Raw genomic sequence first — 20,899 nt, forward strand, 5'->3', positions numbered from 1 at the left:
TGCCGTGTCTGCCCCGCCCGGTAAAGAGCCTAAGCAGTGATCAGCTTGACCCTAGGTCAGCAAAAAATGAAGTATTGCCCTGATATCTCGGGCAAAAAACCGCACAGAAATGACGCTAATTAGAGTCACCCTCTCTTTACACTCTGACGTGTTTCTGAACAGATACACACACTTTGAACAAGAACAGGCATTTCAACACGTGACTGCGCAAAAGCGGATTAGTTTTCAGATCGTCAGGGACGAAGTTAAACGGCGGATTGAATCCCGCATCTGGCCTCAGGGCTCGCTTCTGCCCACCGAAACGCAACTTGCGGAAGAGTTCGACTGCGCCCGTGCCACGGTAAACCGGGCTCTGCGCGAGCTGGCCGAACAGGGCTTTGTCGAACGCAAGCGCAAAAGCGGCACAAGGGTCAAGAAAGAGCCCCGCAAACAGGCAAAGCTTGAGATTTCTCTGGCACGTCAGGCCGTCGAGAACCAGAACTCAGCCTATCGCTATGCGCTGGTCGAACGGAACGTGGTCTATAGCCCCGGGTGGCTGACCTCGCAGTTAAATGTCGAGCCGGACGCACGGGTCCTGCATGTGATTTGCATGCACTATGCCGACAACCGCCCTTTCCAGTTGGAAGAACGCTGGATCAATATCGAAGCCGTACCCGAGGTCGAGCATGCAGACCTGAACAAAAGCGGCCCGCACGAATGGTTGCTGAACGCGGCACCCTTTACCGAGGCCGAGATCGCCTTCTGCGCTATCTCAGCCGACAGCCGTCTGGCCGATTTCATGGGTACCACCACCGGCACCTCGATGATCCAGCTTGAACGGACAACATGGAAAGACGGGCAGCCCATGACCTTTGCCCGGATGACGCATCATCCCGGATTCCGCATCCGAACCAAATACTAACCGATCGGTCCCGGCAGGCGCTCTTCGCTCAGCAGCACGTTGGCCTCGACCTCTCCGGCGCCGGGCAGCGTCATCACCCGCCGCCGCAGCACCCGCTCGAAATCGGCCAGATCCCGCGCGACGACGCGTAGGCGGTAGTCATAGAGCCCCAGCACATGCTCGACGGTCTGCACCTCGGGGATGGCGCTGACAGCGCGTTCGAAATCCTCAAGGCTCACCTGCCCCTTGCGCGCCAGCTTGACGCCCAGAAACACGGTCACACCAAACCCAAGAGCCTCGGCATTCAGGCGCAGCCGTCGCCCCTTGATCACACCCGCCTGCTCCAGCCGCCGAATCCGCCGCCATGTGGCAGGCTGAGACAAGCCCAAGCGCCGCCCCAACGCGCCCGCACTTTGCGTGGCATCCTGCACCAAGGCGCGCAGGATCTTGCGGTCGATCTCATCCAACTCGATCATACCGGCAGCACCTCATCCCGCTTGACCCGCGCGATATGCATCAGCGCCTCAATATCGGCGATATGCGGCAGGATCAGAATACGGTCGCGATAGACCTGCTGATAATGGTTCATGTCCCGCGCCAGAACCGACAGGCGCACATCGACCCGGCCCAGAAAGGTCTGGATCTCGATCACCTCGGGCACCTCACGCGCCGCAGCGGTGAATTCGTCGAACGCCCGCGCCTGTGTCTTATCCAGCGTCACCCGCAACGACACCTCGACCGCGTATCCCAGCGCCGCCCAGTCGATAACGGCCTCCTGCCCCTCGATCACCCCTGCGGCCTGCATCTTTTCGATCCGCCGCCAGCAGACGCCCGCGCTGATGCGGCAGCGCTCGGCCAGTTCCGCCGTGGTCAGGCTGGGTTCGGCCTGAAACTGGCGCAGAATACGCCGATCAACATCATCAAGCATGATTTTTTCACATGGTTGCCATTTTAAGAATTATTCTTCACCTTTTTCTCAAATACTCAATCCCAACGCTCTCGCCAATACCCAAACCTCAGGATAGAAACGCCGCAATCGAAACTGAAAGGACCGGCAAAATGCGCGTCTATTATGATCGCGATTGCGATATCAACCTGATCAAAGACAAAAAAGTGGCCATCCTGGGCTATGGCAGCCAGGGCCACGCCCACGCGCTGAACCTGCGCGACTCGGGTGCCAAGAACCTTGTCGTCGCCCTGCGCGAAGGATCGCCCTCGGCCAAGAAAGCCGAAGCCGAAGGCCTTCGGGTCATGAGCATCGCAGATGCCGCCGCCTGGTGCGACCTGATCATGTTCACGATGCCCGACGAATTGCAGGCCGAGACCTACAAGAAATACGTCCACGACAACATCAAGCCGGGTGCGGCCATCGCGTTCGCCCACGGCCTGAACGTCCACTTTGGCCTGATCGAGCCGAAAGAAGGCGTCGACGTCATCATGATGGCCCCCAAAGGCCCCGGCCACACCGTGCGCGGTGAATACACCAAAGGCGGCGGCGTGCCCTGCCTGGTGGCCGTCGACAAAGACGCAACCGGCAAAGCGCTTGAAATCGGTCTGTCCTACTGCTCGGCCATCGGTGGCGGTCGTTCGGGCATCATCGAGACCAACTTCCGCGAGGAATGCGAAACCGACCTGTTCGGCGAGCAGGCCGTTCTGTGCGGTGGTCTGGTCGAGCTGATCCGCTGCGGCTTTGAAACGCTGGTCGAGGCCGGCTACGCGCCCGAAATGGCCTATTTTGAGTGTCTGCACGAAGTGAAGCTGATCGTTGACCTGATCTACGAAGGCGGCATCGCCAACATGGACTACTCGATCTCGAACACCGCTGAGTACGGCCAGTACGTCACCGGCCCGCGTATCCTGAAATACGACGAGACCAAAGCGCGTATGAAAGAGGTTCTGAACGATATCCAGCAGGGTAAATTCGTTCGTGACTTCATGCTGGAAAACGCTGTTGGCCAGCCGACCATCAAAGCGTCGCGCCGTGCCAATGACGAGCACATGATCGAGGAAACCGGCGCCAAACTGCGCGCCATGATGCCGTGGATCTCGGCCGGTAAAATGGTCGATAAAGAAAAGAACTGAGGCGTTTAGCGTTTTATCAGAAAAAAGGCATCGAAATGTGCGTTCGACCGAAGGGAGAGGCAGCGTATTTCGGTTCAAATCAAACGCAAAACGACCCAAGTCTGACCTCTGTCAGCGCAAGGGCGGCCCACGTGGTCGCCCTTTTTAGTTGGTGAAGGCACTTGTGTAGCACGCCCCCAGCACGTGATCCCAGCCACCATCATAGCCATCACGCTTGGCTTGCGCTTCGGCGGCCCACACGTCCCAGCCGGAATGAGTCAGCGTGACCTTGGTCCGCCCGGCCCCATGTTCTTCGAACGTCACTTCGACGCGGGTTAGTTTGTCTGGGGCAGTGCCCGGATGCCAGCTCATGACACAGCAGCGCCCGACCTCAAAGGACAAAACCTCACCCCAATCAGCTCGCGTACCGTCATGCATCACCTCATAGACGGCGCCCCCGACCCGAGGTTCGATCACCACGCCCAAAGCCGATTTACCCGCCCCTGCCGACACCGCGTGCCGATCCATTGGCCACCATGTCGCTGTGCGGTTCACGAAGACATCGAAAGCCGTGTCAGGCGCTGCGTTCACGACCACAGTTTTGACGATGGGCGCCGTCATAACTCCCGTCCCTCTTCATTAACTTCGGCTGCGAAACTTTCCAGAACGTCGGACCAGTATCGCTCAAGCCAAGTGCGCATTTCACGCAGCCCACCGGGCCGCGCGGCATAGATTCGTCGGGTGCCTTCTGGACGGCATTCAACAAGCCCTGCGTCTGAAAGCACTTTCAGATGCTGTGACACTGCGGGGCGACTGACCGGCAATTCACGGGCCAGCTCACCAACGGCCTGCGGCTTGTCGGCGACTGCCTCAAACACCTGCCGGCGGGTTGGGTCGCCCAACGCTGAAAATGCATCATGGTAAGCCATGACTAACGGTAAGTAAAAACTTACATTTAGTCAAGATCACCCCGTGACACTGCCAGATTCGCGGGATAAGGGGATGGAATGGTTCAACAACCCAACAGCCGCGACTGGGGCGGCGTCATCACTCTGGGCCTGATCTGGGGCGCCACGTTTATGGTCGTCGCCATAGCGCTGGAGGGGTACGGCCCCGTGACCGTTGCAACCGCCCGCACCACGCTGGGTGCGGTCATGCTGTTGCTGCTGATGCGGCTGACCGGGCGCAGACTGCCGCACTTGAACAGGGCTTTGTGGGCCTCGATCACCGTGATCGGAGTCCTATCCACCGCCCTGCCCTTCATTCTGCTCAGCTGGGGTCAGCAATATGTACCTTCAGCCTTTGCAGGCCTGTCGATGGCGGCAGTTCCGCTGATGGTACTGCCACTGGCCCATTTCTTCTCGGACGAGCCGATGAACCTGCGCCGGTTGATCGGAGTATCCCTGGGCTTCTCCGGCGCACTTGTGCTGATCGGGCCGGGCCTCGCGCAACTCGGCAAAGGGGCCGAGCCCCTGGCACAACTGGCCTGCGTCGGAGCGGCGTTGTGCTATGCAACATCGTCCATCTTCACGCGCCGTTGCCCACCGATTGATCCGGTGGTCCTGTCCGCGCTGACGCTGGTTGTGGGCGCGGTCATCCTGTTGCCGATCATGCTGATGACCGAAGGTCTGCCCTCATGGCAAGGGACCCGCTCGGGGCTGGCGATCATCGTTCTGGGCCTGATCCCTACCGCCTTCGCCACGCTGCTGCGCGTGTCGATCATCCTCAGCGCGGGATCGGTATTCATGACCTTGGTGAACTATCAGGTACCCATCTGGTCGATGGTGTTCGGAGCATGGATATTGTCCGAGGCCCTACCGCTGCGCTTTTTCATCGCACTGGTCATGATCCTGTGCGGGCTGGCCATCAGCCAGTGGTTCAGCCTGCGCAAGATGCTGATCGGGCGTTAACCCGCCGCTGCCTCGACCTCGGCCACAATGCCATCGACCACCTTTGTCAACAGGGCCGCATCCTCGCATTCTGCCATTACACGGATCAAAGGTTCGGTGCCTGACTTGCGGATCAGCAGACGACCCTGCCCATTCAACCGCGCTTCGGCATCGGAGATCGCAGTTTTGACGTTCGCCGCCTCAAGCGGCGTTTGTCCCGCCGTGAACCGTACATTCTTCAGCAATTGCGGAACGGTCTCAAACTGATGTGCCAGTTCCGAGGCTTTCTTTTCCGACAGCACCATCTCGGCAAGAAAATGCAGGCCAGCCATCAACCCATCGCCGGTGGTGGCATAGTCGCTCATGACGATATGGCCCGATTGTTCCCCGCCCAGATTGAAACCGCCTTCGCGCATCCGCTCGACCACATAGCGGTCGCCAACGGCTGTGCGTTCAAGCCGCAGCCCCTGCCCGGCCAGATGCCGTTCCAGACCCAGATTCGACATCACCGTCGCCACCAGGGCACCGCCCTTTAGCCGGTCAGCGCGCGACCACGCACCCGCCAAAAGGGCCATCAGTTGATCGCCATCTGCAATCGCACCAGTTTCATCAATAACCACAACCCGGTCGGCATCACCATCCAGGCAGATGCCCACATCCGCACCATGAGCCACAACCGTTTCCGCAGCCACGCGCGGCTTGGTTGATCCACAGTCCAGATTGATGTTCTTGCCATTCGGGGCGACGCCAATCGGGATGACGTCAGCGCCCAACTCCCACAGCACTTCCGGAGCCGTCCGGTGCGCCGCACCGTTGGCACAGTCGATCACGACTTTCAGACCATCCAGCCGAACGTCGCGCGGCAACGAGGATTTCACCCGCTCGCCATAGCGGAACCGTGCGTCATCGACCCGGCGGGCGCGGCCAATATTCTTGGCCTGCGCCGGATTTACGCCCTCTTCGATCAACCGTTCGATCTCAAGTTCGGCCTGATCCGACAGCTTGAACCCGTCCGGCCCGAAAAACTTGATCCCGTTATCCTCTGCCGGGTTATGGCTGGCCGAGATCATCACACCCAGATCGGCTCGCATCGACCGGGTCATCAGCCCAACCGCAGGCGTCGGCACCGGCCCCAGCAGCAGCACGTTCATCCCGGTCGAGGTCAACCCCGCCGTCAGCGCATTTTCAAGCATGTAGCCCGACAGCCGCGTGTCCTTGCCAATGACAACCCGGTGCACGCCACCTGCGTCCCGGCGAAAATACCGGCCCACGGCGGCCCCGATGCGCAGGGCCATCTCAGCGGTCATCGGATGGGTATTGGCGGTGCCCCGCACCCCGTCGGTTCCGAACAGCTTGCGCATGAACCTAGACTCCTAACACTAACTTGTGCCCGGGTTAACGGACGGCCGCCCATAAACGCAAGGCCTGAGCGGTCTCGGCCACGTCATGGACACGTATAATCTGCACGCCTTGGGACAATCCCGCCAGAGCCACGGCGATTGATCCCGGCGCACGGGCGTCCTTGCGCGGCTCTTTGCCGATTTCACCGATGATGCCTTTACGAGACACGCCCAGCAGGATCGGGCAGCCCAGCCCGTGAAACAGGCTGAGATTGCGCAACAGGGCCAGGTTATGCTCGGTGGTTTTGCCAAACCCGATGCCCGGATCGACGATAATCAGATCGCGGCTCAGCCCGAGGCTTTCCAGATGCGCAATCTGCGCCTCAAGGAAATCGTACACGTCCAGCAAGACGTTATCATATTGCGGATCGTCCTGCATCGTGGCCGGATCGCCCTGCATATGCATCACACAGACCGGCGCTCCGATCCGGGCACAATACGGCGCAAGCTGCGGATCAAAGGTGAAGCCCGAGACATCGTTGATCAGCCCCGCACCGGCCTGATGCGCAGCACGGGCGACGCTGGCCTTGCGCGTGTCGATTGAGATCAGCGCATCGGTCTCGGCCCGGATGGCTTCGATCAACGGTTGCGTGCGGGCGATCTCTTCGTCCTCGGGAACAAAACTGGCACCTGGGCGCGTTGATTCCCCGCCGATATCCAGAATGCTTGCCCCGTGGGCGACCATCCCGGCGGCGGCAGCGCGGGCGGCCTCGACCGAGTTGTGAACGCCACCATCCGAAAAGCTGTCGGGCGTGGCGTTCAGAATGCCCATGATCTGCGGTTGCGCCATATCCAGCCCGGAAACAGGCGCGCGCAGACGGGTGAACTTATGCAGATAAGCCTCTGGTATTGAACCAATATCAACCATGCAGGGCACCTTGCCCCGCTGCAGACATTCAGCATGCGTTAACCACAAGGATTGCCCGGCCAACGACACGGCTCCCTCCGGACGCAGCGGCCCATGCTGCACCAGCGGTCGGTAGTAGACGGTCACAGCTGCGCCTGCTCCACCGGAACCGCGCGCAGCGGTGTTTTGGGAGCTTCCGGTAGGTCGCCGCCGATGACCAGCATCTCGCTAGCTTCAAAAGTTGCGGCAAACCATGCCGCCAGCGCCACCGCGTCCGACGGAGCCGCCGAGGGACCATCCACCGCATCCAAAACGATCTTGGATGGGGCCCAGACGCAAATCTGACCGTTTTTCATCGCCCAATCCAGCTCGGTCCGGGTCGAGACCACGACGCAACGATGATCCCGTGCGGCCAGAACCCAGGCATTCTGCTCAATCGCCAGCAGGTCGATGCGGCGCTGAGTCATCCCGTGCCCCGTCTGTGATACCGCCAGATCAGAGGCACCAACGCACAGGATCAGCGGGCGCTGGCGGTTCTCAAGCTGGTCGATCCAGCCGGTCAGATTGCCCGAGGCAATTGCCTCGTTCGACAGGAACACCAGCCGGGGATGGGGGCGTTCTTCTTCGGTGATTTCATGATGGCCCGCATCTTTCCCCCGCACGATCTCAACCCCCAACGCACCGGGGCCACGATCCAGTTTTTCGATGCGAACAAAGGCTCTTACAGCCTGAGGTTCAAGCAATATCCGCTCCGCCACGCGATCCGCCAGCGTCTCAAGCAGGTTGAGACGTTCAGCGGCCAGTTCGAACGCAATCGCCTCAGTCACCCGGTCATAGGACAGGATGCGATCCACGTCATCGTCGATTGGGTCGGTCAGCGGGCGCACCTCGACCACGATATTGAAACAGATGCGCTGCGTGGTGCCGCGTTCAGCCTGAAAGGCCCCGATCTCGACCTCGACGATATGATCGCGCAGCGAGATGCGATCCAGAGGGCCACGCGATGCGGTCGCCTCAGAGCGCTCGGACGGGTGCGCAAAGGCAAGGCGGATTTCGGAACTCATCTGACGGACCTTTTCGGGCTCGGTTGGACTGATCAGCCCAATTTAGGCGTTTGCCGGGCGTATAGCACCGCAACAAACGCCTTTCCAGCCGTCGAATGCGGCGTCAGGTCACCCGAAACCAGCTCATCATCCCCGATGCGGCATGGCTCAGCATGTGGCAATGCAGCAGCCAGTCACCGGGATTGTCGGCCACCAATGCAATCTGCCGGGTCTGTCCCCGCTCGACCAGAACCGTATCGCGCCACGGGCCTAGGCTGCCATCGGGCAGGATCAGCTGGAAATGATGCCCGTGCAGGTGCATCGCGTGCGGAAAGGCCGTTTCGTTTACAAACTCAATGATATGAGTGTCGCCCAACTGCGCATCAAGAAACGGATCAGCGGGCCGTTCTGCATAGCCATTTAGCGCCCAGAACCGCCCCAGCTGCGCCAGTTCGCGGCCCGAAAGCGTGGTCTCACCCAGAACGGCGCTGTCGAGCCAGCGCATCGCCCCGCCCTGCAGCGTCATGCGATGCAGGGGCGCATCCTGCACCTCGACCGCTGGCAAAGGGTTCGCAGGCAATGGCTCAACACCGCTCCTCGCCGCCTTCGCAGACGCCCCGGTCACGTCGAATCCGATCAGCCCAAACGCACCGTCCCGCTCGACGCTGACGACGCTTGCGGTCTGGCCAGCCTCGGCCGTGACATCGACAATCAGATCCGCGCGCTGAGCCGGCGCTAGCGGAAAGCGGTCTTCGATGGGCAGCGGGACCTCTAGCGGCATCCCGTCCAGTGCTACGATCCATCCTGTAAGCCCGTCCAGCGCCACGTCGAAAATCCGCGCGTTGGCGGCGTTGATCAGCCGCAGGCGCAGGCGCTCGGCGGATTTCACGGGGTAAGACGGATCAAACCGCCCGTTCACCACAACAAGATTGCCCAAACGCCCCGCGTGGCTTTGATCATGCCCGTTGTCAAAGTCTTCGGTGATCTGCCCGGTTTCTGGGTCCAGCCGCCAATCGTCCAGCATCAGCGTCAGGTCCTGATCGACATCCGGCCCGGCGGCCTCGTCCACGATCAGCGGGCCATAGAGCCCCCGCGCCACCTGCTCAACCGAGCGGTTGTGGGCGTGATACCAATAGGTTCCCGCATCCGGGACAACGAAATCATAGTCAAAACGGCCTCCCGTCGGCACCGCGTCCTGCGTCAGCCCGGGCACACCATCCATCGCATTGTCGATCCGAATACCATGCCAATGAACCGACGTCGCCTGAGGCAGCGTGTTCTCCAACCGTCGCTGTACGCGCGCGCCCTGCTGCAGGCGGATTTCAGGGCCAGGAACACCCGTGCCATAGCTCCAGACCGAGGTCGCGGGATAGCCGTCTGGTGCGATCTGCTGGCGTGTCTGCTGCGCAGCCAAGGTTTCGACGGATGCCATTGTGGCACGCGGCAGCATCGACACGGCCAGTGCCGAGCTTAAGAATTGTCTGCGGGATAATGACATTGCGGACCTCCTGGCCCGCAACATAAGGCGAAAACCCCAGCACACCAGCACCCTTCCAGCGCTGGTGCGTCAATCAGTTGCTCGCGGTGCGATAGTTGTGGCGGTAGAAAATATGCACGCCGATGCGCGCGGTTTCCTTGTAGACCCGCGACCAGGACGGCTTGACCGCCTTGGTGTGATAATGTGTGGCCCCCGCCGTCATCTCTTCGGCGATACCGTCAATCGCAGCGCGCGCGACTTTGGACACACGTTCATAGGCGCGTTTTTCGCGGATGACTTCTTTCTGGCCGTCGCAGGTATATGTGAACTGACACTGGTACCGTTTGCCCGTGCCCTGATTGATCACACCACACAGCGTGTCTGGAAACCGGCCGCTGTCGACACGGTTCAGGATCACCTCGGCCACCGCGAACTGGCCGCGCACGCTTTCGCCGCGCGCCTCGAAATAAAGCGCCTCAGCGAGACAGCGGAAACCTTGGTCTCCGGTCGCTTTGGGTTGCTGGTCCAACCAATCCTTGGTGTAGGAAACCTCAGTCTTTTCCTGCGACTTACGCGGCTGGAACAGCTTCAGATAGTCGCGGAAATTTTGCGCTGGCAACTCGTTACGAGCAACCAAATCAGCAGATGTATTGTCGTCCGGCTTCTCAGCGACGGACAAACTCGGCAGCAAGGCTGTGGCCCCCACGGCAACAGCCAATATGTAGCGTCTCATCAGATAACCTCGCACAGGCACAAACGCGCCAAACCCTCCCCCGGCGGGCGCGACGAGGCTGATACCCCACTTAGGGGCACACGTCCAGCTTTCTGAAAAAAGCAAGAAAAAAATCGCTCACGCGGTCAAAATTCATCGACAGCGGAACGTTTCACAAGCCACTATTTCTAGAGGGGAGACAGTTAGTCAACCCCCAAGTTTGGACGAAATCGCCAACTGAGCGGCAGACAGCCGAGCGACCGGCACCCGGAACGGCGAACAGGACACATAGTCGAATCCCAGCGCCCGACAGATGGCGATTGATTCGGGGTTGCCCCCATGCTCGCCACAGACAGAAAGTGTAACGTCTGGTTGTGCTTGGCGGCCACGTTCAGCCCCCAGTTTCAGCAACTCACCCACCCCATCTGCATCCAGAACGTGAAACGGATCTTCGTTAAACACGCCTAAGCGGACATATGCCGACATGAACCGCCCCGCATCGTCGCGCGACAGACCATAGGTCATCTGGGTCAAATCGTTGGTCCCGAAGCTGAGGAATGAGGTATGCGGTGCAATTTCATTTGCCCGCAGACAGGCCCGCGGCGTTTCTGCCATGACACCCAGCCGGTAATCAAACTCCTGCCCGCGTTCCGAGGCAACCTCGGCCGCGACCGCATCGATGCGCGCCTTGACCAGCTCCACCTCGCGCTTGGCCGAGACCAGAGGGATCATCACCTCGGGCACCACCGGAGCACCGTCCTTACTGGCATCCAGCGTCGCCTCGAAGATGGCGCGGGCCTGCATGTCGTAGATTTCGGGCACAGTCACACCCAGGCGCACCCCACGCAGGCCCAGCATGGGGTTGTATTCCCGCATCGCCTCAACCCGGCGCTCCACGTCCGAAACGGGTAGATCCAGCGCCTCGGCCAGCTCGCGCTGACCGCTGCGGGTGGTGGGCAGGAACTCGTGCAGCGGTGGGTCGAACAGACGGATGCAGACCGGCTGCCCCTCCATGATGCGGAACAGTTGTACAAAGTCCTGCCGCTGCATCGGCAACAGGCGTTCCAGCACAGCCGCCCGGCCCGAGGGCGTTTGCGCAAAGATCATCTCGCGCATCACGGTCAGGCGGCCGGGATCAAAAAACATATGCTCGGTCCGGCACAAACCGATCCCTTCGGCCTGAAAATTCCGCGCCGTTTGCGCATCCGCAGGCGTGTCGGCATTGGCACGGATGGCAATGTCACGTTCGGCGTCAGCCCAGCCCATCAGGGTCTGGAAGCAATCGTCCAGCGCCGCCTCAAGCATCTCGGGCTGCCCGGCCAGAACCTGACCCGAGGTGCCATCGATGGTCAGGATGTCTCCGGTCTTGAACACACGTCCGTCCGGCGCACTCAGCATCTTCTTTTTGGTCTGAAACCGCATCTCGGAGGCGCCAACGATGCAGGGCAGACCCAGCCCCCGACCAATCACCGCCGCATGGCTGGTGATACCCCCCTTTTCGGTCAGTACCGCCACAGCGGCGTGCATCCCACGCACGTCTTCCGGAGACGTCTCGCGCCGCACCAGCACGCAAGGCTCACCGCGCGCAGCACTGGCCTGCGCCTCGGCGGCGGTGAATACGATCCGGCCGGTGGCCGCACCGGGGCTGGCGGCGATGCCGGTCGTCAGGACATCACGCTCTGCCCCGGGGTGGACCTGCCGGTGCAGCAGCTCATTCAGCGAATGCGGGTCGATCCGCATGACGGCCTCTTGCGGCGGGATGATCCCGTCTTCGGCCAGCCGCACCGCAATCCGCATCGCCGCGCGCGAACCGCGTTGAACGCGCACACCATCCAGAATGTGCACATCGCCATTCTGGACCACAAACTCCACCTGCATCTCTTCGCGCAGCTTTTTCCGCATCAGCGCCGCGTGAGCCTTGAGATCAGCAAACGCCTCAGGTGCCACATCTTCAAGCGAGCGCCCCCGCTCATCCTTCTCAAGATAGAGCGCCGAAACCCCTTCCCCCAGCGCATCGCGCCCCTGGCTCTGGCTGAGATAGCGCCCCGTGATCTGCGTCATGCCGGTGGCCGGGTCGATCAGTTGCAACACGCCCGAACCGCATTCGCCTTGACCGACGCCCGGTATCATCTCTTGGATCACCAAACCAAGTCCGGCATCCGCAGGTGCGCCCTTGGCCTGCCGCAACAAGCGCGCCGAAGTCCCATCCCAAGCCCGTGCCATCGATCGCAGCACCCCGATCAATTGCTCACCACGGTCCTGCGGGAATGTCTCGTCGGTTTCATCTTCGTAGGCACGCAGCGACAGGCTCAGCCCCTCGCGACCGTCCGCCTCGATATCGTCGAACACATCCGCATCCAGACGCGCGACATGAATCGCATAGCTTTGGACGAACCGCAGATATAGCGCAGCTGCCGCGTCAGCCCCCATATCCGCCGACAAGTCCAGATAGCGTGCGTCGTTCATACCGATGTTCAGAACCGCCCCCGGCCCGCCCCAATCAGGGTCTTCCGAGCTAGGCCGCACACATAACAACGCCTCGGCGTCGAACTGCTCCATGATGGCCGCGATATCGGGCATGTCGCCCTTGGCAATCTGCTGCACCGCGTCAAAAGACAGCGCCACTGTGCGCGGCACCGGCATGTCCAGTCGGACCAGCCGTTGAAGGCATTTTGCCCGCCCGCCATGGGTGTTAGCGGCAACGGGCGCTTTTGGAGTGATAAGCGTGGTCTGCGGATTATTCTGCACTGCGGCACCTTTTGGTTTCACCGCAGCATAAGCCCCTGCGCCCTTGGCGCAAGGGCGTTATCCCTCGATCTTGGTCAGATCGGCAACGCTAGAGCAGACCTGTCTGATCTGGCTCAGCAGGTTCAGACGGTTGCGCCGCAGGATGTCATTGTCGGTATTGACCTGCACATCCTCAAAGAACGCATCGACCGGAGCCCGCAGCGCCGCCATCGCAGCCATAGCAGCCGGGAAATCCTCAGCCTTCAAGGCCGGATCGATCTGCGCCTGCGCCGCATCCAGCGCTGCAAACAGCGCCTTTTCGCTGTCGGTCTCGGCGAATTTCACATCCGCACCGTATGAATATTCGACCCCATCCTTCTCTTCCGCCTGAGACAGGATGTTGTTGGCCCGCTTGAACCCCTGCACAAGGTTCTCCCCATCCTCAGTCGCAATCACCGCGTTGAGCGCGCGGGCACGTTTGACCAGAAGGTTGAGGTCATCATTAGCGTCCATCGCGATACAGGCGTCGATGATGTCGTGGCGGATGCCCTCGTCGCGGAGGAAGACTTTGAGGCGGTCGTGGAAGAAGGAAAGAAGGTCGCGAGCAACGGGAAGAGACACCTCCTCGAAGTAAGGTCTAGCGTTGACGTAGTCCTTGTGTTCACCTTGATAATTTTGAAAGTGTGCCGAATTGGCTAGTCGGTTGCGGTTCAGATGCGCAAAAAGCCAAACGTCTTTCAACCGCTTTCGGCAAGCGGCTACTGCCGTTTCAGAGTTTTCAGGCAAGTTCTTAAAGTCAGCATCTATGAATTCTAGGATAGCCTGATGTTCAGGAGAGCTTTCGACCGCGCACCAAGACAATCCCAAAAAGTCTAAGTTCTGAAGGAGATATTTATAATCATCTCCAATGAATTGCTTAGCTTCTACATCTCCGAAAGGCGCTTCGACCTTTTCCAGAACGTTGATACTTGAAACAAGTCCTTCAACAAGCACCGGCAACAGTGGCATTTTAGGGGCCATTTCCAAGACCAACCGAATAATCCCCAACGCAGCCCGGCGCAGGGCAAACGGGTCTTTTGACCCTGTCGGTTTTTCATCAATCGCCCAGAAACCGGTCAGCGTGTCCAGTTTGTCGGCCAGCGCCACGGCTACCGACAACGGTGCGGTCGGCACATCATCTGACGGCCCAAGCGGTGAGTAATGCTCTTGCGCCACCGCAGCAACCGCGGCGTCCTCGCCGGCCGCTTCGATATAATACCGCCCCATAAGTCCCTGAAGTTCCGGGAATTCATAAACCATCTCGGAACTCAGATCCGCCTTGGCCAGACGCGCGGCTTTCTCGGCCTGATCCGCATCCGCGCCCACAACCGGGGCCAGTTCGCGGGCCAGTGCGGCGATGCGGTCGATGCGTTCCGCCTGCGTGCCCAGCTTGTTGTGGAAAGTCACGTTCTCCAGCGCGCGGACCCATTGGGCGATGTCCGTTTTGGCGGTGCGCAGATCATTCTCCCAGAAGAACTTCGCATCGGCCAGACGCGCCGACAGAACCTTCTGGTTCCCAGCCAGAATGGTCGCGCCATTATCGGCGGTCTCACGGTTGGCGACCGTGATGAACCGCTCAATCCGGCCCGTCTTCGGGTTCTTCACCGAAAAGAACTTCTGATGCTCTTTCATCGAGGTCTGCAGCACCTCGGGCGGCAGGTCGAGGAATTCGTCATCGATCTGCCCCATCAGCACCACCGGCCATTCGACCAGACCCGCGACCTCGGCCAGCAAGCCCTTGTCGTCGACCACTTCCAGACCAGCGGCAAAGGCGAGGTTCTGGGCGTCGTTCCAGATATTCTCGGCCCGTTCCTCGCGTGACAACACCACAAAGGCGCGTTTCAGTTTGGCAGCGTAGTCGTCGAACGAGGTCACCGCGAACCGGTTCGGGGCCATGAAACGGTGGCCTTCGGTGGTGTCCCCGGACGTGATCCCCTCGACCTCCAACGGCACGACCTGAGCGCCCGCTTCATCGCTGAGGATGCACAGGATCGAATGCAACGGCCGCACCCACCGCATCGAGCCAGCCCCCCAGCGCATCGATTTGGGCCATGGGAAGTTGCGGATGGTGGCCTCAAGCACTTCGGCCACGATGTCCGCCGCCGGACGCCCGGCTTTCTCGATGGTCGCGAAATAGACCGCGCCCTTGGGTGTCTCGCGTTCTTCTAACTGGTCGCGGGTCAGGCCCGCGCCGCGCAGGAAGCCTTCGATTGCCTTGTCCGGCGCGCCCACTTTCGGGCCTTTGCGTTCCTCGCGAATGGTCGGACTTTCGGCCAGCAGCCCCTCAATGGCCAGCGTCAGGCGGCGCGGCGTGGTCAAAGCAGCGGCAGAGGCATAGGTCAGACCGCCCTCGACCAGACCATCGGTGATCCGCTTTTTCAGGTCCTCACCGGCGCGGGCTTGCATCCGCGCGGGGATCTCTTCGGAAAACAGTTCGATCAGCAGGTCGGGCATTTTCGGTCCTTAGAAACTTACAATCGTCTGGATGACGATGGCATTGGCGATATCCACAAAGAAGGCGGATACAAGGGGCAGCACGATAAAGGCAATAGGCGACGGGCCATATCGCTTGGTGACTGCGGTCATATTCGCGATAGCGGTCGGGGTTGCGCCCAGGGCGAAGCCTCCGAAACCAGCGGCCAGCACGGCGGCGCGGTAGTTCGAGCCCATCAGCGGGAACAAGACCCACAGCACAAACGCGACCGCGAACAGGGTCTGGGCCGTCATGATCACCGCGATAGCGAGGCCAAGCTCTGCGATGGTCCACAGTTGCAGGCTCATCAGCGACATAGCCAGAAACGCGCCCAGAGCGAATTCCGAGATCAGTGCCAGCGACGGTGTCCGAGCCACGGGCGGCGCTTTGGGGAACAGCGCGGTGCGCAGATTGGCGATGACAATGCCCATGATAAGGCAAGGCACGAACAGCGGCAGTTTCAGCCCCGCAGCGCTGATAAAATCGCTGAGGATATAGCCCGCGATGATCGCAAGGTTCAGGTGCAGCAGCACCCGCATGATGGTCTGATGATCAATCGCCGTTTTTGCGTCAACCTCATCGGGCAGACCCACGGTATGCTCTTCCTCGGGGCGGCTGGGGCTCAGCTTGCGGCCCTCGACCAGTAGCCGCGCGATGGGGCCGCCGACCAGTGCCGCCAGCACAAGTCCCAAGGTCGCCACCGCCACGCCCAGTTCAGTCGCGCCCGCCAGCCCTGTCGCCTCGGCCACTTCGGGCGCCCATGCAATCGCGGTGCCATGTCCGCCGATCAGCGCGGCGGAGCCGAACAGCACGCCCGCCTGCGCCGGGTATCCAAACAGAACCGCCCCACCAGCACCGATCACGTTCTGCGCGACGATGGTCAGAAGGGTCAATATCAGCAACAAAAGCAACGGCTTGCCGCCCGCAATCAAATCCGACAGCCGGGCGTTCAGGCCAATCCCCGCAAAGAACAGCACCAGCAGGAAGTCCCGCGCGGTCAGACCAAAGGACAGCTCAATCCCGAACACGAGGTAGAGCATCAGCACCACCAGCGAGGCCAGAAGCCCTCCGGTCACGGGCTCGGGGATGTTGAAGTTGCGCAAGGTCGCGACGCGGGCATTGATCTCGGCCCCCAGCAAATAGACCGCAAAGCCCAGCGTTGCGGTCAGAAAGTCCGGGATCGCGACGGCCTGGCCCATGGGCTTACTCCTGCGGTCTGGGCGGGCATTCCTCGCCCACCACCGTGCCGTCATAGGCCTTTTCACCGCAATTGTTCAGCGCGTGCCAGACGTAACCCTTGCCGTCCTGCGTGATCGCCACAATGCGGTCGACACCATAGTGGATGTTCTTCGCGCCCATGAACGCCTTCGCCTGCCCCGACTTCAAGGCATCAGCCAAGGCGACGGCATCATAACAATCGAACCATCCCGGCGCGGTCAGCGGCTCGGGGGTCTCGACGGGGGTAAAGCCGCTCAGTTGATCCGGGGTTAGATCGGTTTCGAAACAGGCCCGATACCGGATCGGAGAGCTGTCGGCATCAATCGCCTGAAACGCGGTATAGCTGATCGCCTCGGGCGCATCGGCCCCTTGCGCCAGCAGCGCGACGTCCTGCCCCGGCCGCGGTTCGACATCGTAGTAGAACCCGTAAACCTGCAGGTAATACATACCGCCCCCGGCCAAAGCGGCCGAGAACAGAAGGATCAGAGCCAGCACTTTCCCGGTCATCTCTTATGCAGCCTCTTTCATGTTGTGCGGAAATGGTCCAGATTTCAGCCCATTACGGGTTGATATAAGGCGACAGATATGGAAACCACCCTTGCCGTCGGGTTCTTCGGCGCGTTGTTCGCAATCATGAACCCGATCACCAACCTGCCCGTGTTTCTGAGCGTCACTCAGAACCTGCCCGCAGCGGACCAGCGCAAAGTCGCCGTGAAAACAGCGATTTACTGCATCGTTCTGGGCAGCGCTTTCGCCTCGGTCGGCAGTCAGGCGCTGGGGCTCTTTGGCATCAGCGTCGATCACTTGCGCGTCGCGGGCGGGCTGGTCGTTCTGATGATCGGGCTGAACATGCTGAACGGCAACGAAAGCAGTTCGCATCACGGCACCGACGGGGAAAAGCAAAGCTACCCCGAACCCGAGACCGTCGCGTTCTACCCGCTGGCCTTTCCCATTCTGGTCGGCCCCGGCACGATCACAACGCTGATCCTGTATGCCCACCACATCAAAACCCCGGTCGAAGCCATTGCTTATACTGACGTTTTCCTGACCGTTGTCGCCCTGCTGCTGATCACCTTCTGGAATGCCGCTTGGCTGGCCCAGCGGCTGTCGGACAACGCACGCGTGATCATGAGCCGTTTTATGGGCATGATCCTGTCGGCCATTGCGATCAGCATGATCGCCGATGGCCTGAAGGCGCTTTTGCCCGGATTGGCCTGAGCCCGCCATCAGACCTCGTACCCGGCGGCCTCGGTCTGCACGAACGCATCGGCGCATTGCTTGGCCAGTGCGCGGACGCGGCCGATATAAGCCTGCCGCTCGGTCACCGAGATCACCCCGCGCGCGTCCAGCAGGTTGAAGATATGAGACGCCTTGATGCACTGATCGTATGCTGGGTGCGCCATGACGATACGCTTGCCAGTCTTGGGATCATCATGTTCCTGCGCCAGAATGGTGGCACACTCGGCCTCGGCCTCTTCGAAATGGCGCAGGAGAACCTCGGTGTTGGCCACATCGAAATTCCAGCGGGCGTATTCCTCTTCGGTCTGCTTGAAGATGTCGCCATAGGTCAGTGGGCTGGGGGACTGAGGATCGTTGAACGGCATGTCCATCACGTGATCAATGCCCAGCACATACATGGCCAGACGTTCCAGCCCATAAGTCAGTTCACCCGAAACCGGTGCACAATCATGGCCGCCAACCTGTTGGAAATAGGTGAACTGGCTAACCTCCATGCCATCGCACCAGACCTCCCAGCCCAGCCCCCAGGCACCCAGCGTGGGGCTTTCCCAGTCATCCTCTACGAACCGAATGTCGTGCAGGTCCATGTCGATGCCGATGGCCTGCAACGAGCCCAGATACAGCTCTTGCAAATCCGGCGGGCTGGGTTTGATCAACACCTGATACTGATAATAATGCTGCAACCGGTTCGGGTTCTCACCGTACCGCCCGTCCGTCGGGCGGCGCGAAGGCTGCACATATGCTGCGGCCCACGCCTTGGACCCCAATGCGCGCAAAGTCGTCGCCGGGTGGAACGTGCCCGCGCCGACCTCCATGTCGTAGGGCTGCAGGATCGCGCAGCCTCTCGAGGCCCAATAGGTCTGAAGCCGCAGGATGATCTCCTGAAACGAACGAGGTGCGCTGCTGGGTTCGGTCATATCATTCCCCTTGGGCGGGTTCCGGTGGGTTCGGCCCTTCCTATGCAAGCCACCAAGGGGCGTCAACGGGCCAATCCGCCCTTGCTGTCGCTGCGCAGCCACACCCAGAATTCCCCGTATTCCGGGCATGGCAATCAGGCCGCGATTCCGCGTACTCTGCGCCAAAGTGAAAACACTGCATAACACGGGCAGACAATGACACGCGTATTTACGGTTATTACATTCTTTTTCCTCTTCGGCCTGCGCGCCGCTTTTGCCCAGCAGGACGCTGGCGTCTGGGTTCAGGTCGAGGCACAACCCTCGCTGCGCGAAGCGCAGGACCGGGCGCAAGCTTATGCGAACTCTCTGCCAGATGTGAATGGGTTTCGCCTGAACTCTGGCTGGTATGCCATTGTTATCGGTCCTTATTTGCGAGACGATGCCGAGCAGGTCTTGCGCGTCTACCGGGCCGAGCGGCAAATCCCCGCAGACAGTTTCATCGCCTTTTCCAACACCTTCGGGCAGCAATTCTGGCCCGTCGGGGCCAACATCCTGAACCGCGGCGTGATCACGCCCCCGGTCCAGCCCGAACCGCAGGAACAGCCGCAAGCTGGTCTGACACCTCAAGCCTCGGACGAAACCCGCGCGCAGGCGTTGCAGGGCGAACGCCTGCTGACGGCGCAAGAGCGCAAAGACCTGCAGACCGCGCTGCAGGCCGCCGGGTTCTACAACTCGACCATCGATGGGGCCTTCGGCCAGGGCACCCGCCGCTCGATGAGCGATTGGCAGCGGTTCAACGGGTTCGAGGCCACCGGCGTTCTGACCACCCTGCAACGCAAGACCCTGCTGGACGATTACAACGCCCCGCTGATCAGCGTCGGAATGGAGCAATACACCGACCCGCAAGCCGGGATCGCACTGGACCTGCCGCTGGGCGTTCTGGAATTTGACCGGTATGAGGCCCCCTTCGCCCATTTCAAACCCAGTTCCGATCTGGACGCCAAGGCGCTGCTGATCTCGCAAGAGGGCTCACCCGCCACCCTACGCGCGCTCTATCAGGTGATGCAGTCGCTCGAGATCATTCCGCTGGATGGTGAACGCGCCCTGCGCGGCAACAGCTTTACCATCGAAGGACGTGGCAACGGGATCGTTTCCTACACGCAGGCGGGGCTGAAAGACGGCAAGATCAAAGGCTTCACGCTGGTGTGGCCCGAAGGCGACGACGCCCGCCGTGCCCGCGTTCTGGCCGCGATGCGGGCCAGCTTTACCACCACCGATGCCGTGCTGGATGCCGGTGCCGGGGCGGATGCAGAGCAGCGCATCGATCTGATCTCGGGCCTGCAAATCCGCAAACCGCGCCTCTCGCGCTCAGGCTTCTTTGCCGACACCAACGGCACCGTTCTGACCGTCGCCGAGGCCGCCGACAGTTGCACCCGCATCACGCTGGACGGCGATCAGGAGTTGCAGGTCGCATGGCAGGACGCAGCCCTCGGCATCGCCGTTCTGCGCCCCAAACAGACGCTCGCGCCGATTAGCGTTGCCGAGTTCCGGGCGGACCCGCCGCGCATCCAGTCTCCGGTCACCGTTTCGGGCTTTTCCTACGAAGGCGCGTTGGGAGCCCCCACCCTGACCTTTGGCGAAATCGCAGATATCCGCGGTCTGAATGGCGAAGATGGCGTCAAGCGCCTTGCACTGGCGTCGCAGCCCGGAGACGCGGGCGGGCCGGTCTTTGACGACAGCGGCAGCGTCGTCGGCATGTTGCTGCCCAAGCCATCGGATGGGCGCGCCCTGCCCGGTTCGGTCAGCCTTGCCGCCGATGTGGATCGTCTGACCGAAGTTCTGACCAAGGCAGGCATCGCTGGCCAGCCCGCGCAGGCTTCGGCCCAGATTTCGCCGAATGAACTGAGCCGCCGTGCCAATGGCATGACCGTTCTGGTTCACTGCTGGGACTAAGCTGTCGGGATTGATGAAAAGGCGCTGCACCCCGGTGCGGCGCCT

19 protein-coding genes are annotated in these 20,899 nt (G+C 61.0%); 5 read left to right on the forward strand and 14 right to left on the reverse strand.

Features of this window, described 5'->3' with window-relative positions:
* The first annotated feature begins 199 nt into the window (after positions 1 to 199).
* Complete coding sequence (locus ACR0KM_RS11010) at positions 200 to 901, forward strand: GntR family transcriptional regulator (RefSeq protein ID WP_480859766.1); 702 nt, start codon at positions 200 to 202, stop codon at positions 899 to 901.
* Here ACR0KM_RS11010 and ACR0KM_RS11015 read toward each other — a convergent pair.
* Positions 898 to 1,356, reverse strand: a complete 459-nt coding sequence (locus ACR0KM_RS11015) for an Lrp/AsnC family transcriptional regulator (RefSeq protein ID WP_480859767.1) — start codon at positions 1,354 to 1,356, stop codon at positions 898 to 900. The genes ACR0KM_RS11010 and ACR0KM_RS11015 overlap by 4 nt on opposite strands.
* Complete coding sequence (locus tag ACR0KM_RS11020; protein WP_480859769.1) at positions 1,353 to 1,808, reverse strand: Lrp/AsnC family transcriptional regulator; 456 nt, start codon at positions 1,806 to 1,808, stop codon at positions 1,353 to 1,355. Before ACR0KM_RS11020 ends, ACR0KM_RS11015 begins: the two co-directional genes overlap by 4 nt.
* Positions 1,809 to 1,939: 131 nt before the next feature.
* Between ACR0KM_RS11020 and ilvC the strand changes: the two genes are divergently transcribed.
* Positions 1,940 to 2,962, forward strand: a complete 1,023-nt coding sequence (gene ilvC, locus ACR0KM_RS11025) for a ketol-acid reductoisomerase (protein ID WP_480859771.1) — start codon at positions 1,940 to 1,942, stop codon at positions 2,960 to 2,962.
* A 144-nt stretch (positions 2,963 to 3,106) separates the two neighbouring features.
* Here ilvC and ACR0KM_RS11030 read toward each other — a convergent pair whose 3' ends face one another.
* Both ACR0KM_RS11030 and ACR0KM_RS11035 read right to left on the reverse strand, forming a co-directional pair.
* Positions 3,107 to 3,562 (reverse strand): SRPBCC domain-containing protein, encoded by a 456-nt coding sequence (locus ACR0KM_RS11030; RefSeq protein ID WP_480859773.1) that lies wholly within the window; start codon positions 3,560 to 3,562, stop codon positions 3,107 to 3,109.
* Complete coding sequence (locus ACR0KM_RS11035) at positions 3,559 to 3,870, reverse strand: ArsR/SmtB family transcription factor (protein WP_480859775.1); 312 nt, start codon at positions 3,868 to 3,870, stop codon at positions 3,559 to 3,561. Before ACR0KM_RS11035 ends, ACR0KM_RS11030 begins: the two co-directional genes overlap by 4 nt.
* A 78-nt stretch (positions 3,871 to 3,948) precedes the next feature.
* On the opposite strand from ACR0KM_RS11035, the gene ACR0KM_RS11040 reads away from it, so the two are divergent.
* Positions 3,949 to 4,851: a DMT family transporter gene (locus ACR0KM_RS11040; protein WP_480859777.1), complete on the forward strand. Its 903-nt coding sequence runs from the start codon at positions 3,949 to 3,951 to the stop codon at positions 4,849 to 4,851.
* On the opposite strand, the gene glmM is transcribed toward ACR0KM_RS11040, so the two are convergent.
* From glmM to ACR0KM_RS11085, 9 genes are all read right to left on the reverse strand, one after another.
* A complete protein-coding gene (gene glmM, locus ACR0KM_RS11045; RefSeq protein ID WP_480859778.1) occupies positions 4,848 to 6,191 on the reverse strand; it encodes a phosphoglucosamine mutase in 1,344 nt (447 codons plus the stop codon). The two genes, ACR0KM_RS11040 and glmM, sit on opposite strands and share 4 nt — an antisense overlap.
* 34 nt (positions 6,192 to 6,225) lie before the next feature.
* Positions 6,226 to 7,224 (reverse strand): dihydropteroate synthase, encoded by a 999-nt coding sequence (gene folP / locus ACR0KM_RS11050; RefSeq protein ID WP_480859781.1) that lies wholly within the window; start codon positions 7,222 to 7,224, stop codon positions 6,226 to 6,228.
* A complete protein-coding gene (locus ACR0KM_RS11055) occupies positions 7,221 to 8,141 on the reverse strand; it encodes a dihydroneopterin aldolase (RefSeq protein ID WP_480730456.1) in 921 nt (306 codons plus the stop codon). The genes folP and ACR0KM_RS11055 overlap by 4 nt, the downstream gene beginning before the upstream one ends.
* 103 nt (positions 8,142 to 8,244) lie before the next feature.
* The gene (locus tag ACR0KM_RS11060) at positions 8,245 to 9,618 is read right to left on the reverse strand and encodes a multicopper oxidase family protein (RefSeq protein WP_480859783.1); all 1,374 of its coding nucleotides are present in this window, start codon (positions 9,616 to 9,618) and stop codon (positions 8,245 to 8,247) included.
* A gap of 73 nt (positions 9,619 to 9,691) precedes the next feature.
* Positions 9,692 to 10,330: a cell wall hydrolase gene (locus ACR0KM_RS11065; RefSeq protein ID WP_480821567.1), complete on the reverse strand. Its 639-nt coding sequence runs from the start codon at positions 10,328 to 10,330 to the stop codon at positions 9,692 to 9,694.
* 186 nt (positions 10,331 to 10,516) lie between these two features.
* Positions 10,517 to 13,078, reverse strand: a complete 2,562-nt coding sequence (locus tag ACR0KM_RS11070; protein ID WP_480821565.1) for a putative PEP-binding protein — start codon at positions 13,076 to 13,078, stop codon at positions 10,517 to 10,519.
* Positions 13,079 to 13,114: 36 nt separating this feature from the next.
* Complete coding sequence (gene glyS, locus ACR0KM_RS11075) at positions 13,115 to 15,529, reverse strand: glycine--tRNA ligase subunit beta (RefSeq protein WP_480859785.1); 2,415 nt, start codon at positions 15,527 to 15,529, stop codon at positions 13,115 to 13,117.
* Between the two features lie 9 nt (positions 15,530 to 15,538).
* Positions 15,539 to 16,747, reverse strand: a complete 1,209-nt coding sequence (gene gltS / locus ACR0KM_RS11080) for a sodium/glutamate symporter (RefSeq protein ID WP_480859787.1) — start codon at positions 16,745 to 16,747, stop codon at positions 15,539 to 15,541.
* 4 nt (positions 16,748 to 16,751) lie between these two features.
* Positions 16,752 to 17,273: a DUF6446 family protein gene (locus ACR0KM_RS11085; RefSeq protein WP_480859789.1), complete on the reverse strand. Its 522-nt coding sequence runs from the start codon at positions 17,271 to 17,273 to the stop codon at positions 16,752 to 16,754.
* Positions 17,274 to 17,351: 78 nt separating this feature from the next.
* Here ACR0KM_RS11085 and ACR0KM_RS11090 point away from each other — a divergent pair, with 78 nt between their 5' ends.
* Complete coding sequence (locus tag ACR0KM_RS11090) at positions 17,352 to 17,984, forward strand: MarC family protein (RefSeq protein WP_480859791.1); 633 nt, start codon at positions 17,352 to 17,354, stop codon at positions 17,982 to 17,984.
* Positions 17,985 to 17,992: 8 nt separating this feature from the next.
* Here the strand turns inward: ACR0KM_RS11090 and ACR0KM_RS11095 are convergent, their stop codons facing one another.
* On the reverse strand, positions 17,993 to 18,922 hold the full coding sequence (locus tag ACR0KM_RS11095; RefSeq protein WP_480859793.1) for a glycine--tRNA ligase subunit alpha: 930 nt from the start codon (positions 18,920 to 18,922) through the stop codon (positions 17,993 to 17,995).
* A 195-nt stretch (positions 18,923 to 19,117) separates the two neighbouring features.
* Between ACR0KM_RS11095 and ACR0KM_RS11100 the strand changes: the two genes are divergently transcribed.
* A complete protein-coding gene (locus ACR0KM_RS11100) occupies positions 19,118 to 20,854 on the forward strand; it encodes a serine protease (RefSeq protein ID WP_480859795.1) in 1,737 nt (578 codons plus the stop codon).
* Positions 20,855 to 20,899 lie beyond the last annotated feature (45 nt).

This window comes from Ruegeria sp. G10, from assembly GCF_056533645.1.

Bases quoted from the DNA above. Each gene is read 5' to 3' on its own strand.
- ACR0KM_RS11015 (WP_480859767.1), bottom strand. From the start codon at position 1,356: ATGATCGAGTTGGATGAGATCGACCGCAAGATCCTGCGCGCCTTGGTG.
- ACR0KM_RS11020 (WP_480859769.1), bottom strand. From the start codon at position 1,808: ATGCTTGATGATGTTGATCGGCGTATTCTGCGCCAGTTTCAGGCCGAA.
- ilvC (WP_480859771.1), top strand. From the start codon at position 1,940: ATGCGCGTCTATTATGATCGCGATTGCGATATCAACCTGATCAAAGAC.
- ACR0KM_RS11030 (WP_480859773.1), bottom strand. From the start codon at position 3,562: ATGACGGCGCCCATCGTCAAAACTGTGGTCGTGAACGCAGCGCCTGAC.
- ACR0KM_RS11035 (WP_480859775.1), bottom strand. From the start codon at position 3,870: ATGGCTTACCATGATGCATTTTCAGCGTTGGGCGACCCAACCCGCCGG.
- ACR0KM_RS11040 (WP_480859777.1), top strand. From the start codon at position 3,949: ATGGTTCAACAACCCAACAGCCGCGACTGGGGCGGCGTCATCACTCTG.
- glmM (WP_480859778.1), bottom strand. From the start codon at position 6,191: ATGCGCAAGCTGTTCGGAACCGACGGGGTGCGGGGCACCGCCAATACC.
- ACR0KM_RS11055 (WP_480730456.1), bottom strand. From the start codon at position 8,141: ATGAGTTCCGAAATCCGCCTTGCCTTTGCGCACCCGTCCGAGCGCTCT.
- ACR0KM_RS11060 (WP_480859783.1), bottom strand. From the start codon at position 9,618: ATGTCATTATCCCGCAGACAATTCTTAAGCTCGGCACTGGCCGTGTCG.
- ACR0KM_RS11065 (WP_480821567.1), bottom strand. From the start codon at position 10,330: ATGAGACGCTACATATTGGCTGTTGCCGTGGGGGCCACAGCCTTGCTG.
- glyS (WP_480859785.1), bottom strand. From the start codon at position 15,529: ATGCCCGACCTGCTGATCGAACTGTTTTCCGAAGAGATCCCCGCGCGG.
- gltS (WP_480859787.1), bottom strand. From the start codon at position 16,747: ATGGGCCAGGCCGTCGCGATCCCGGACTTTCTGACCGCAACGCTGGGC.
- ACR0KM_RS11085 (WP_480859789.1), bottom strand. From the start codon at position 17,273: ATGACCGGGAAAGTGCTGGCTCTGATCCTTCTGTTCTCGGCCGCTTTG.
- ACR0KM_RS11090 (WP_480859791.1), top strand. From the start codon at position 17,352: ATGGAAACCACCCTTGCCGTCGGGTTCTTCGGCGCGTTGTTCGCAATC.
- ACR0KM_RS11095 (WP_480859793.1), bottom strand. From the start codon at position 18,922: ATGACCGAACCCAGCAGCGCACCTCGTTCGTTTCAGGAGATCATCCTG.
- ACR0KM_RS11100 (WP_480859795.1), top strand. From the start codon at position 19,118: ATGACACGCGTATTTACGGTTATTACATTCTTTTTCCTCTTCGGCCTG.